General features: G+C 37.4%; 9 protein-coding genes and 1 pseudogene. All 10 read left to right on the top strand.

The window, feature by feature from the left end; translation table 11 throughout:
• Positions 1 to 11: 11 nt before the first annotated feature.
• On the top strand, positions 12 to 3,851 hold the full coding sequence (gene tssM / locus F985_RS15420; RefSeq protein WP_004702460.1) for a type VI secretion system membrane subunit TssM: 3,840 nt from the start codon (positions 12 to 14) through the stop codon (positions 3,849 to 3,851).
• A 37-nt stretch (positions 3,852 to 3,888) separates the two neighbouring features.
• Entirely contained in the window at positions 3,889 to 4,848 is a 960-nt protein-coding gene (tagF, locus tag F985_RS15415) for a type VI secretion system-associated protein TagF (protein ID WP_004702458.1), read from the top strand.
• Positions 4,849 to 4,850: 2 nt separating this feature from the next.
• A complete protein-coding gene (locus F985_RS15410; protein ID WP_004702456.1) occupies positions 4,851 to 5,618 on the top strand; it encodes an OmpA family protein in 768 nt (255 codons plus the stop codon).
• A 16-nt stretch (positions 5,619 to 5,634) separates the two neighbouring features.
• Positions 5,635 to 5,898 (top strand): PAAR domain-containing protein, encoded by a 264-nt coding sequence (locus tag F985_RS15405; protein WP_004702454.1) that lies wholly within the window; start codon positions 5,635 to 5,637, stop codon positions 5,896 to 5,898.
• A gap of 217 nt (positions 5,899 to 6,115) precedes the next feature.
• Complete coding sequence (tssH, locus tag F985_RS15400) at positions 6,116 to 8,800, top strand: type VI secretion system ATPase TssH (protein WP_081401306.1); 2,685 nt, start codon at positions 6,116 to 6,118, stop codon at positions 8,798 to 8,800.
• A gap of 21 nt (positions 8,801 to 8,821) precedes the next feature.
• Positions 8,822 to 9,916 carry a type VI secretion system protein TssA gene (tssA, locus tag F985_RS15395; protein WP_004702452.1) on the top strand — a complete coding sequence of 365 codons (1,095 nt, stop codon included), beginning with the start codon at positions 8,822 to 8,824 and terminating at the stop codon, positions 9,914 to 9,916.
• Positions 9,917 to 9,932: 16 nt separating this feature from the next.
• Positions 9,933 to 11,297, top strand: coding sequence for a type VI secretion system baseplate subunit TssK (gene tssK / locus F985_RS15390; protein WP_004702450.1), 1,365 nt, complete (start codon positions 9,933 to 9,935; stop codon positions 11,295 to 11,297).
• A gap of 17 nt (positions 11,298 to 11,314) precedes the next feature.
• Positions 11,315 to 12,121: a type IVB secretion system protein IcmH/DotU gene (gene icmH, locus F985_RS15385; protein ID WP_004702448.1), complete on the top strand. Its 807-nt coding sequence runs from the start codon at positions 11,315 to 11,317 to the stop codon at positions 12,119 to 12,121.
• A 12-nt stretch (positions 12,122 to 12,133) separates the two neighbouring features.
• Positions 12,134 to 12,736: a hypothetical protein gene (locus F985_RS15380; protein ID WP_004702446.1), complete on the top strand. Its 603-nt coding sequence runs from the start codon at positions 12,134 to 12,136 to the stop codon at positions 12,734 to 12,736.
• Positions 12,737 to 12,743: 7 nt separating this feature from the next.
• A pseudogene (locus F985_RS0104495) lies at positions 12,744 to 13,697 on the top strand (M15 family metallopeptidase).

Below are 13,697 nucleotides of genomic sequence, written 5' to 3'. Positions count from 1 at the left end.
ACGAGAATAGAATGCATACAATTTTAGGCTACTTGTGGCAGTACATCACGAATCCTAAAGCAATTATCGCCTTGTCATTGTTCGTGGCATTGATGTCTTCCTATACTTCAATTCCTCGCCATATATTTTGGGCTTTAGCATCTGCATATGCTTTAGGGCTCATTGTTTATGGAATTTATTGGCTAATTCAGCGCAAGAAGCATGCGGTTCAAGGTGAAGAGCTTGCTGAAGCAATTGAAAAAGATACTCAAGCAGAGTACGGCAAAAATAAAGATAAAGAAGAACTGCAACTTATCAGCCAACAAATGAAAGAATCTATTCAATTGATTCGTAAGTCAAAGTTAGGCGATAAGAAGGGTAATGCAGCATTATATGAATTGCCATGGTATATGGTTATTGGTAACCCAGCCGCTGGTAAAAGTTCTGCGATCTATAATTCTGGTTTAAAGTTCCCTTTTGAAGAAACCCATCAAAAAATGGTTTCGGCTGGTTTAAGTGGTACCCGTAATTGTGACTGGTTCTTTTCTACAGAGGGTATTTTATTAGATACGGCTGGTCGTTATTCGGTATATAGCGAAGATCATTCAGAGTGGTTAGGTTTTTTAAATATATTAAAGAAAAACCGTTCTAAAGCTCCAGTAAATGGCTTAATTCTTATTGTAAGTATTGCTGAACTGGTGAGCCAAAGCCCTGAACACTCATTGAAGCTCGCTAAAAATTTACGTGCTCGTATTCAAGATTTAACTGAGCGTTTAGAAGTTGTAGTGCCTGTTTATTTAGTCTTTTCAAAAATGGATTTGATTGCGGGTTTTACCGAATTTTTCGAATTCTATGAAGTCCAAGAATATAATCAGGCATGGGGTGCAACATTACCGTACGAGCAAAACTCTTCTCATAATGCGGTAGATCTTTTTGAGAAACATTACACTATTCTTTACGATGGTTTAAAAGGGGTGAGCTCGACTCATCTTAGCCGTCGACACTCTCAAAATATCTCACCGAGTGTGATGACTTTCCCATTAGAATTTAAAACATTAAAGCCTGCGTTAAAAACCTTTATTGCAACACTGTTTGAAGATAATCCTTACCAGTTCCAGCCAGTTTTCCGTGGTTTCTATTTCACAAGTGCCTTACAAGAAGGTGTAATAGAAAGTCCAATGACTGAGCAAATTGCACAAGAATTTCAGCTTTCTCAAATTGCTCAAAATGAAGTAAGAGATCAATTAAAAACAACACCTAACCATGGTTATTTCTTAAAAGGCTTATTTTCCGAAGTCATTTTAAAAGATAAAGATTTAGTTAAACAGCATGTTAATACAAGCAGAAAACGTCAACGCTACATTGCATTTATCGGTGCTTTAGCGGGTGTTTCAATTATTCTGGGTGTATGGGTTTGGTCGTATCGCAATAACCAACAGCTTATTTCTGAAGTTCAAGCTGATTTAAATAAAGTAGTTCAATTAGAGAAGGGTTCAAGCCAACAATTATCAACTCAATTGGAAGCCCTACTTATTTTACAAAGACGTCTACAACAATTAGATGAGTTTGATGAAAATAGACCTCTAAAATTTAGCTTTGGTTTATATCAAGGCAATGAGTTACGTGAAAAATTAAAAGCTGAATACTTAAAAGGCGTTAAACAAATTGTTTTAACACCTACTCAGCAAAATATTGCTCAGTATTTGCAACGTGTAAAAAATAACGAAGCGACTTTAAAAGCTAATCATACCAATGTAGAGATTAAGCAAACTGCTCAAACTCAGCAATATCTAGAGCCTTCAGATACCAATCCTCAAGATGCTTATAATGCATTAAAAGCATATTTAATGATGAGTAATCCACAGTATATGGATGCAAGTCATTTAAGTGATCAGGTAACGCGTTTCTGGCGTTCTTGGCTTGATGCCAATAAAGGGCAAATGCCACGTGCAGATATGATTCAGGAAGCTGAACAGATCTTGTCGTATGCAATGACATTAGCAAATGACAAACAATTCCCGATTTTGGATGCTGACTCTCAATTAGTTGATCAGACACGTCAAGTATTACTCTCTGTGATTAGAGGTATGCCAGCACGTGATCGTGTTTATAACGAAATTAAAATGCGTGCTGCTGTTCGCTTCCCAGCTTTGACAGTAAGTCAAATTGTTGGTGAGGCAAATAAAAATGTTGTATTGGGCAGCTATGCATTACCAGGTGTATTTACTCAAAAAGCTTGGAATGACTATGTAGAAAAAGCCATTGAGGAAGCAGCAGATAAGCCTACAGATAGTAAAGACTGGGTGCTTAATAGTCGTCAATCTGATGACTTAACTTTCTCGGGTAGCCCAGAGCAAATTAGAAAGCAGCTGACAGCACTTTATAAGCAAGAATATATTGCGGAATGGAGAAAATTCTTAAGTGGTATTCACTATGCAAAAGCAAATCAATTTGCTCAGCAAGTCAAAAATATTGATGTATTAGGTGAGCCACAAAATTCGCCAATTCGCACTCTTATTGAACGTGTAGCTATTGAAACAAATTGGGACAATCCAGTTGTTCAAGCGGAGTTAGCTGCTCCTCAAAAAGGATTTGTTGCATGGTTTAAACGTAAAGTCTTAAACCGTGATGATAAACAATTAGCAAATCAAGCAGTTGCTAATGCTCAAGGTGCTATTTCTCAAGAATATCAAATGTTCTATCAGTTGGTTCGTAAGCGTGATGATCAACAAGGTAAATCTTTACTTGATGAATATATGACGAATCTTGCTTTGGTACGTAGTAAGTTTAATGAACTTAAAAATGCGGGTGAGGTTGGACCAAGTGCAATGACATTGGTTAAGCAAACCCTAAATGAGCAGACATCGGTATTTAATCAGACTCAAAAAATTGTAGATGAAAAAATGGCGGTTGGTTTCAGTGAAATTGATCAGCAACTTTTACAAAAATTAGTGGTGAGTCCTCTTACACAAGCCTTTGAAAGTTTAATTACGCCTACACAAGATGAAATTAATAAACTTTGGGTTATGCAAGCGTACCAGCCATTTACTACAAATCTTGCTAAGAAATATCCATTTAACTCATCCGCTTCTTTACAAGCAACAAGTAGTGAAATTGGTCAAATTCTTGGTGAAAACGGTAGCATTTCCCGTTTTGTTAAAGAGAGCTTAGACCCATTTGTTATTCGTCGCGGCTATACCTTAACTTCAAAAACATGGAAAGATTTGGGTATTAGTTTAAACCCGCAATTTGTGATGAATTTCCAGCGCTATGTTGCACCTACAAATGGTATGGCAACTGGGGAATTAAATAGTCAAGCACCAGCGGCTCCAGCAACGAATCAGTCTAACTTCCAGTTCTACCCAATTCAAAACCCGCAATTGCTTTCATATACCGTTGATATTGATGGTCAGCGTATGACTTATGAAAATGGTGTACAGCAATGGGTTAACTTTATTTGGCCAAATCAAGGCAGTATTCCTGGTGCGCGTATTACGGCTGTAGATTTACAAGGTCAAACGCATACGATTTTTGATGAACCAGGTGAATATGGTATTAACCGCTTAATTGATAGTGCACAGCGTAAAGAGCAGAACGGTGGGTTCGAAATGCTTTGGCGCAGTAAGACGGATCCATCATTGTTTGTGAAAATGAACTTCCGTCTTATTAGTAGTAACTCAGGCAGTATTGGTTCAAGTCGCGGTTACTCTGGTATGCAATTGGTTGACAAAGTTACTGCTGATAAAGCTGCCCGTGTTGTATCGGCGCAGCAAGCACCAGCTCAGGCAGCTGCTCCTGCGAAACCTGCAAATCCAGTTGCTGCATTAACACAACCTGCTGCAACTCAACCAGCTGCGGGAGTTAAGCCATGACAGGGAAAATAACCTCAACATTAAAGGAGGAGGTCTAATGCATACATTAAAAACAACTCCTCTGTATTATGGGAAAAGTCCGGCACGCGGTGATTTCTTAAAAACAAAGGGTCAATATGCCTTAATACAGGTGCTTGACCAGTGGATTACAGAAGCGCTGGAATATGCAATGCAATCGACTACGTTCAAAGAGGCATATGGTACGTTGCCTCCATTGGACTTCTTCATTGCAAATCCACAAGAGAATATGTTTTTAGCTGCAAATTTACTGGCGAGCGAAGACAGTTCAGGTCGAGCTTTTCCAATGGTACTCAGTCATTTACTTGAGATTGATTTACCTTACGAAAATTTATTATATGCACCTTATAGTTATAAGCATGTTTTAGTCGATTTATTTCAAAATAATCGTGCTTTAAGAGGTATTAAAGATTCTGACTTATTATTTGGTAAGCTCAATCATTTACCAAATCAAATTCAAGTTTTATCTGAACGTGAATGTGTCGGTTTTTATGAAAACCATACAATGCATTCATTTGCTCAGTTAATGAAGCTGAATATTTATGAATTAGCTCAAAGTATGATTGGGCTAGGATTATTACTGCAGCCAATTTTACAAAATGGAACCAGTCGCTTAAATAAAGTGCTGATTTTGCCGATTAACAATCCTGCTTATTGTTATGAAATAGCCGCATTCTGGGTCAGTATCATTTGTCGTTTTTTAAGACAACATAATACTGAAGTCTTGATTGGATTGTTACATCGAGAGCAGCCAGTATTATTCTTTGGTTTTCAGGGTGCGGATATTTTAGCTCTTAGCGATATTTTTACTCAGAATATGGATAGTAAACATTGGGTTTCTTTAATAGAAGCTCAATGGATTGATACTTATTTGGAACAAAATGCTGGTTTAGCTACGCTAGAACAATCTTTATGCCAACGCCAATTAAGTTTAAATCAAGGTTTAAAACTATTTAGACAGACTTTTTTGGGTGAATAACAATGAATCAAAAATATCAAATTAAACTTTCACAATTAATAAAAGGCTGTTTTATTTATGCGATTGCAAATTATGCTTTAGCACAGCCAATTGTTGTTGAAGGTGTCGTGCCAAATGAAGCGAGTAAACAGGCCATTTTAATGAAAATGCAGTCTGTTTATGGTGCAGACCAAGTGGTAGATAAAATACAAGTTCGACCAGTAGCAGCTCCAAATGGCTGGAGTGATTCTGTAACAAGAGTGATTACACCAGATCTTAAAAAAGTTTCTCAGGGTAAATTAAGCGTTAACGGCACGCGATTTGAACTGACTGGAAAAATGCTAAATCCTACAGAAATACAACCAACTATTCAGATATTTCAAGGTTTAGTACAGCCACCATATCAATTATTTTCACAGCTTTCTGTAAATCAGGCAGAGCAGAAAGTCATTGATGATGCTTTAAAAAATCGAATTATTGAATTTGAATCTGGTAGTGCCGTGCTCACAGATGCTGGCCAAAAGATTCTTGATGAAATGGCGGTTGCTTTAAATAAAGTTGGTGGTAAAAAAGTCAAAATTGTAGGACATACCGATAGTTCTGGAGATGCGACTAAAAACTTAAAACTCAGTCAAGACCGTGCATTAGCAGTTAAAAACTATTTAGTGAGTAAAAACATTCCTGCCGATCATTTATCTGCAGAAGGATTGGGTTCTTCTAAACCTGTAGCGGATAATACCTCTCCAGAAGGAAGAAAGAAAAACCGTCGAATTGAGTTCACCGTTTTATAAACATAAGGAGAAGAATATGGCTAGCCCTTATATTACGATTGGTTGCCCAACCACAGGTGGAGGGCAAGTCATTTCTGGTAATAGTGCATTTTTAATAGATGGAATTGCAATTGCGTGCGTAGGTGATAAAGCAACTTGTCCGGTGCATAAAATGGTTTCTACGATTGTTTCTGGAGATCCAAATATGCAGGTCATGGGAAAATCAGCAGCAAGAGTAAATGATTCATTATCTTGTGGTTGTAAATTATTACCGAAACAAAGTTTGGTTAATCAAGGATAGCAGAGGATATATCTTTTCACTTAAACTTTTAACTTGAAAAGATATATGTACTAATTAAATGTTCTTAATGATATTAGATTTTTTATATAGAGATAAGAAATCGAACAAATCATATTAATGATTATGATGCTAGGTTGTTTGTCGGATAAAGCTAAATTTTGGTAATATACGGGCATTATGATTTTAAGTATTAAATTATTTAAAAATATTGAGAGTAATGATGAGTAGTTTAAAAATTTTAATTACAAAACTTTCTACAGTTGCGCGCACTGCTTTAGAAAAATCAGCTAATGCTTGTGTTCTTCAGCAAAACTACGAAATTGAAATTGAACATTTATTTTTAGAGCTACTTAATCAGCCTTTAGAAAACGATTTAAAAATTTTATTAAAAAAATATAAAATCTCAGCTGATGCTTTGGCAGATGATTTAAAAGAGACAATCTCTCAATTACCAAAAGGGAATACACGTACTCCAATTTTTGCCAAATCAATTGTGCGTTTATTTGAGCAAGCTTGGTTACTGGCTTCAGCAGAACAAAACCCTGTCATTCGTAGTGGTCATTTATTGGTTGCATTATTAACTGCACCAGATTTATATCAAATCGCAACAAGAGCTTCGAGTTTATTTGATCTTTTACCTATAGATTCAATGAAACATAAGTTTCTTGAGATTTGTGAAAAAAGCGTAGAACAACAAGAAGAATCTAAAACCTCTTCACAAGAAGAAGATGAGCTAGAACAAGTTGCTACTCCAACTGTAAAAACTCAAAAAACACCAGCTTTAGATCAATATACGATTAATTTAACTGAAAAAGCGAAGAATGGTGGAATTGATCCAGTTATTGGGCGTGAATTTGAAATTCGTTTAATGCTCGATATTTTAATGCGCAGACGCCAAAACAACCCGATCTTAACTGGCGAACCTGGTGTAGGTAAAACAGCTGTAGTTGAAGGGTTAGCTTTAAAAATTGCTCAAGGTTTAGTGCCAGAAGCTTTAAAAAATGTACATTTGCATGTTTTAGATATGGGCCTTTTACAAGCAGGTGCAAGTGTTAAAGGTGAATTTGAAAACCGTTTAAAACAAGTGATTCAAGAAGTTCAGGCTTCGGCTCACCCTATTATTTTATTTATTGATGAAGCACATACGCTTATTGGTGCAGGTGGCCAAGCAGGGCAAAATGATGCTGCTAACCTTTTAAAACCTGCTCTTGCACGTGGTGAGCTACGAACGATTGCTGCAACAACATGGGCTGAATATAAACAGTATTTTGAAAAAGATGCTGCCTTAAGCCGCCGTTTTCAGGTCGTAAAGGTTGAAGAGCCGACCGAAGAAGTTGCTGTTGATATGCTTCGTGCAATGATTCCAGTAATGCAGAATCACTTTAATTTACAAATTGATGATGAAGCAATTATCACAGCTGTACATGCTTCTCATCGCTATATCAGTGGTCGTCAACTCCCGGATAAAGCAGTGAGTGTTCTAGATACGGCGGCAGCACGTGTAGCGTTGACCCAAAATGCACAGCCAGTCAAACTTGATCAATTGAAGGCACAAGAACATAACTTAAAGCTTGAACAGCAAATTTTGGAAAATGAACATCGTCAGATTCCAATACATCATGAACGATTAGAGAACCTGAAAAATCATTTAGAGTCTTTACAAAATGAGATTCAAGAGACTCAGGAACAATGGCAAAAAGAATTAGAGCTAGTTCGTAAAATTCAGGAATTAGAAGCGCAGAGTCATTCTAATGAGTCTGAAGCCTACGATCAGATTAATTTAATGCGCAAAGACCTTGCTGATCTTCAAGGTCAACAGCCATTAGTTTTTGAGCGCGTAAATTCTCAAATTATTAATGAAATTATTTCTGATTGGACCGGTATTCCTGTTGGGAAAATGGTAAATGATGAAATTAAGCAAATTTTAACGCTTGAAGATAAATTGGGCGAGCGTGTAATGGGCCAAGATTATGCACTTACACAATTGGTTCAGGGTATTAAAACATCAAAGGCTAAATTAGAAGATCCAAATAAACCTCAAGGTGTATTCCTTTTAGTTGGCCCTAGCGGGGTGGGTAAGACTGAAACCGCAATTACCTTAGCAAATGAGCTATATGGCGGTGAGCAGCATTTAATCACGATTAATATGTCTGAATATCAAGAAGCGCATACGGTATCTTCGCTTAAAGGTGCACCTCCAGGATATGTGGGCTATGGTCAAGGCGGTGTGCTAACTGAAGCAGTACGCCGTAATCCATATAGTGTTGTACTACTCGACGAAATTGAAAAAGCACATAGTGATGTACAAGAACTGTTCTATCAAGTATTTGATAAAGGTACTTTAGAAGATGGTGAAGGTCGCGTTATTGATTTTAAAAACACGACCATTTTATTAACTTCAAATGCAGGTTCAAGTGCAATTATGCAGGCGTGTTTAAATCAGCCTGTTGAAGAATGGCCTACAGCAGAAGAATTAATCGAACACTTAAAACCAAGTTTATATAAACAATTTAAACCAGCCTTTTTAGGGCGTATGAGAGTTGTGCCATATTTCCCGTTGCATGACGATTTGTTGGTTCGAATTATTAAACACAAATTAGGCAAAATTACCGCCCGAATTGAAAAACAATATGGAACAGAAGTCCAATATTCAGATGACCTGGTCGAGTTGCTACTCAGCCGTTGTACTGAAGTGGATAGTGGCGCCCGTAATGTCGATAACATCTTAAATTCGACAGTTTTACCTGCTTTGGCAACTGAAATTTTGGTAGCGCTAGCAGATCAAAAATTGCCGAAAGTAATCATGATTGATGCGAAAGATGATGAAATCCAATATTTATTAGATCCAGTAGCAAAGCCTGCTAAAAAACGGACTAGTAAAAAGTTGAAATCAGAAGTTTAAAATTAATAGAGCCAAAATTAGATGAGTATTGACATTTCTGAACTACTTAAACCCATTAATGACAGCTTAGTTTGTGGAGAGGATTATTCATTTTCTAATGAATTTCACGAAATAAAGAAAGCAAGGACAGAGGACGATCTACTATTAGATCAGGGGGATTGGGTTGCTGAGCGGAAACAGGCAGACTGGGATTTTGTTGCAAAGAGCGTAAGCACTTTGCTTACAGAAAAAACCAAAGATATCCGTCTATTAACATGGTTAATAGAAGCCTGGACTCATCTACACGGCTTTGAAGGTATGGTAAAGGGTTTAACGTTAACCCATACCATGCTGAACCAGTACTGGCAGGATATTCATCCGATTATTGAAGATGATGATTTGGACCAACGTATTGGTTTATTACAAGGTTTAATTAATCAGTTGCCTGGTTTGTTGAAGAAAGTCTCTTTAACTAACACAGTGCCTTATTACAATTTGCTTGATTACGATAATTTTCTATATCACGAGAACATTCGTCGTAAGCAAACTGAAGATTACGACAGCCAATCAGGCCCATCTGAATTGGAACAATTTGATCAAGCGATCTTTAATACATCTAAAACCTTTCAATATTCAAATTATCAAGAATTTACTTCAGTTTTAACTGAATGGAATGTCTTAAAGCAGACGCTTGATCATTTAATGGGATTGGATGCACCAAGTTTTGCTTCAATTGATTCTGCATTTGAAACAATTCACAGCACTTTACGCAAGATTTATAAAGCAGAGGCTTTTGGTGCTGGGCTTACCCAAACCCAAGAACAGGCTGCTGTTATCACGACTCCTTCTATGGAAAATCAAGTGCCTGTACAAATCGTATCGGAGCAGCCTATGTTTCAGCCCCAAGCACAAACTCACTTGGCTAACCGTGAGCAAGCAATGAAAGTGCTACAAGAAATAGCCGATTATTTTCAGGCCAATGAGCCACATAGCCCTGTGAGTTATATGCTTCAAAAGACCATTAAATGGAGTCAAATGCCATTACATGAATGGTTGGCACAAGTCATTAAAGATGAAAATCCATTACAAATGGTTCAGGAAATGTTAGGTGTACAGCCTAAAAATGAATATGAATAAAGATTGGTAAAGACATATGTTTAAAGCTGAAAAAGTCCTGTGGGGCGAAGGTTTATTTTTAAGACCTCAACATTTCCAAATTCAAGATACGTATCATGAACAACGCTTAAATCACACCGTTCGCGCTGTTGTACCATTTTCATATGGTGTTCAAAAACTCAGTTTTGATGAAGCACAGCTTAGTACACATATTCTTGCGCTTGAGTCAGTAGAAATGATTTGGCAAGACGGTGAAATATACCAAGCACCGGCTTATGACTTATTACCTGAACCAATTTTGCTTGATGAGCTTAATTTACGTGGTGAGATGGTCATTTATTTGGCATTACCACTACTACAAGCCAATAAACAAAATTTAATCGATCAAAACCAGTCACAGAAGGGACGTTATCAATCGCATCTTGTAGAGACTCACGATCTTTTCACAAATGCGACAGAAGCAGATATCAGCTTGTTACGTCGTCGAGCTGTGTTTAAATTATTAGATGCAAACAGCAATCCTGATCATAATCTGGATGGTTTCCTCTATTTGCCAATAGGTAAAATTAAACGTCAGAGTTCAGGTGCTTTTGAAATTGATCGCAAATTTATTCCACCTATTTTGCATGTCGATGCATCTGAGACATTAGTTTCGAATTTAAAAAGAACATTGAATGTTATTAAGGCAAAAATTAAAACCATTCAAACCAACAACCGTGAAAATGAACAGAAATTAATTGAATTCCGTTCAGGTGATATTGTTTCGTTTTGGTTGGTCAATGCTTTAAATACTGCACATGCTGGTCTGAACCATTTCTTACAATATCCGCAAATTCATCCAGAACGATTGTTTTTTGAATTATTGCGTTTAGCAGGCTCATTATTAACTTTTTCGACAGCTTATGAAGTCGATCAGTTACCTGCATATAAACATCACAATTTACAAGAAAGCTTTACTCAGCTCGACACCATTTTGCGTGATTTATTAGACACCATTATTTCTAGTCGTTACATCAGTATTGCACTTAAAGAAATTCGACCTTCATATTGGGTGGGAAGTCTTGAGACAGATAAGATTACTCGTGACACTAGACTTTATATAGCCGTATCAAGTAGTGCAATGCAGACTCACGAGTTGATTCAGATTGTACCTCTACGATTTAAAATCGGTAGTACGCTGGATGTTGAGCAGCGTGTGGTTGCAGCATTGCCGGCTATTCCATTACACCACTTAATTCAAGTTCCAACGGCTATTCCGGTACGTTCTGGCGTGAGTTATTTCGAAATCGAACCGCATCATGAACTCTATCAGCGTATGTTAGATTCAGAGACGATTTGTATTTACGTTCCTGCGGGCTTCCAAGATATCAGTATTGAGCTGATTGCGGTCATGAACGCTTAAAGATAAAGGAGAGAAAAATGTCACAATCTACAGGTGCTCCTTCTTTATTTGATGACGGGCAAATCGGGACTGGAGGAAACAACAATAGTCAGTCCCAAGCAAAACTGCAGGCAATTAATCTGATTGATTTATTGCATGATGGTTTTTATTTAATCTTCTTGATTCGAAATCAGTATGTGCCAGCCGACCCACAACGGTTTCGTGAAAAGATTTTAGATTTGCTTAATCGTTTTGAACAACAAGCTAAAAAGTTGCAGTTTTCAGCAGATGATATTCATGATGCTAAATATGCATTTTGTGCATTGATTGATGAAACAATCGTGACCCAACAAGACCCAAGCTATTTTAATTTGCAAAATGCTTGGTTGATTAGTCCGTTGCAATTGAGCTTATTTGGTTCTCAATTGGCGGGTTATCAGTTCTTCGAAATATTAGAACTATTGCGAAGCCGTGGAAAAGACCGTTTAGCCGCTCTTGAAGTATTTCATTACTGTTTATTATTAGGTTTTCAGGGTAAATATCGAATTGAGTCTATTGAAAGCTTAAATCATTTGGTTGCACGAGTAGGCGACGAAATTGATTATTTAAAAGGTAAAAAAGTTGCTTTTTCGCCCTTCTCGGCAATTCCCGATCAAATACGAAATATTATTCATCGCGAATTACCTTTTTTCTGGATTTTGATTTTCTTGTTGATTTTTGCATTGCTTACCTTCGCGGGTCTAAGATTTATGCTCAATAATCAAAATGATAAAGCATTATCTAGCTATCAAAATGTGATTTCTGCCCCACAAGAGCAGGCACATATTACAATTTATTTACCTTGATGATGGAACGAAATGGCTCAGGAAAAACCAACTTCTATTCGAGTTTTGCAATCGAATAAAAAAAAGTCGAGATCACCAGTAATTTATATCATCATTGGTATTATTGCAGGGGTGTTTGTAAGCATCTCACTGTTCCTGTTCTTGTCTCAACCGTATTCGTCAGAACCTACAATTGTTGAGAATAAATCAACTCAAGATCAAGAACGTGATCCAGTATTAATGACGAACTCTTCTACACATGAGCAAGCTACAAATGGTCAGCAAGAACAAACTGATCCAATGAGCCATGATGGTTTTGAACAACCTAAAGAAAATGAACTGAGTAGTATTTTTAAACCAGCTCCTCATAAAAATGTGGCTCCAACAACACAGCAACGTGTTTCACCTTTTGATGCACAGTTAACAGGTGAACGGGTAGCACCTAAGCAACAAGTTGTGGCTAAACCAACTCAACCCATACAGCCAGCTCAGCAAAAATCTATCGCTCAACCTAAGGTAGTTCAAGCTAAACCTGCTGAAGCTAAGCAAGCTCCAGCTGAGCCAGAAGCTGAGGTGGAATCACCAAAAGCATCGGTTGATATCAAAGTGACTCGCAGTCCATTTGCGGTGAATTAGTAAATTCATGATGATTTTTCTAATTTTCTTTTGTTTTGCCTGCCTTGCTATAGGGCTGGCATTTTTAATGTCTTACGAACTCAGAAGTAAGGGTAGAACATTTATTCTATCTTTATTACCTCAAGGGCGCCGACAACTGAATCAAGTACGGCAATTTGCCCAAACCATGAATCAGGCAGCTGCACCTGAAAAATTACAATCTCATTGGCATTTGCAGCAATGATGGATTGTAATTGCAGGATTTTTCTTATTTGCCAGTATTTTAGTTTTTGCTTTTACTCGCCCAATTAGCTCAACTCGGATTGAAGCCGAATATTTGAAAAAAACTGATCCGCAAATTTATACGTTATTAAATGGAGAAATCTTATCACCACCGCCTGAAGTCGATGAAGGTCTGATTGAAGCGGCAATTGTTGAAGCGACGCAATTAGAACAACAATATGCTTCTCAAGACAGTGGTGCAATTAATTCTTCACCTATTGATAAAGCAAGTTTTGATGGTCGTGCAATTTTAGATACCAACATGGTCAATCGTAAGTGGGACAAAATGAACCCACGCTATAAGCAGCGATTACTCATGGTCTTTAAAATTATGAAAGAGCAATATGGTTATGAACTTGTTTTGCTTGAAGGTTATCGCAGCCCAGGCCGCCAAAATATGTTGGCAGGCAACCCGAATACCACCAAGGCAAAAGGGTATCAGAGTTACCATCAATTTGGTTTAGCGGCAGATGTAGCATTTAAACGAAATGGTAAAGTTGTTATTTCTGAACGTGATCCATGGGCTATGCAAGGGTATCGACTGTATGGGCAAGTTGCAGAGTCAGTTGGACTGACATGGGGTGGTCGCTGGAAATCTATACAAGACTATGGTCATACGGAGTATAGAATGCCTGGTTTGAGGAAAACTCAGGAAATGGCGGAAAAATTAATTGCTGAAAGCTTAAATGAAATAAGTTAA

Origin of the sequence: Acinetobacter seifertii (genome assembly GCF_000368065.1) — a bacterium.
GTDB classification, from domain to species: Bacteria; Pseudomonadota; Gammaproteobacteria; order Pseudomonadales; family Moraxellaceae; genus Acinetobacter; species Acinetobacter seifertii.
This window is presented reverse-complemented; position numbering and strand designations above follow the sequence as displayed.

Coding starts and splice junctions, on each gene's coding strand:
- tssM (WP_004702460.1), top strand. CDS start 12: ATGCATACAATTTTAGGCTACTTGTGGCAGTACATCACGAATCCTAAA.
- tagF (WP_004702458.1), top strand. CDS start 3,889: ATGCATACATTAAAAACAACTCCTCTGTATTATGGGAAAAGTCCGGCA.
- F985_RS15410 (WP_004702456.1), top strand. CDS start 4,851: ATGAATCAAAAATATCAAATTAAACTTTCACAATTAATAAAAGGCTGT.
- F985_RS15405 (WP_004702454.1), top strand. CDS start 5,635: ATGGCTAGCCCTTATATTACGATTGGTTGCCCAACCACAGGTGGAGGG.
- tssH (WP_081401306.1), top strand. CDS start 6,116: ATGATGAGTAGTTTAAAAATTTTAATTACAAAACTTTCTACAGTTGCG.
- tssA (WP_004702452.1), top strand. CDS start 8,822: ATGAGTATTGACATTTCTGAACTACTTAAACCCATTAATGACAGCTTA.
- tssK (WP_004702450.1), top strand. CDS start 9,933: ATGTTTAAAGCTGAAAAAGTCCTGTGGGGCGAAGGTTTATTTTTAAGA.
- icmH (WP_004702448.1), top strand. CDS start 11,315: ATGTCACAATCTACAGGTGCTCCTTCTTTATTTGATGACGGGCAAATC.
- F985_RS15380 (WP_004702446.1), top strand. CDS start 12,134: ATGGCTCAGGAAAAACCAACTTCTATTCGAGTTTTGCAATCGAATAAA.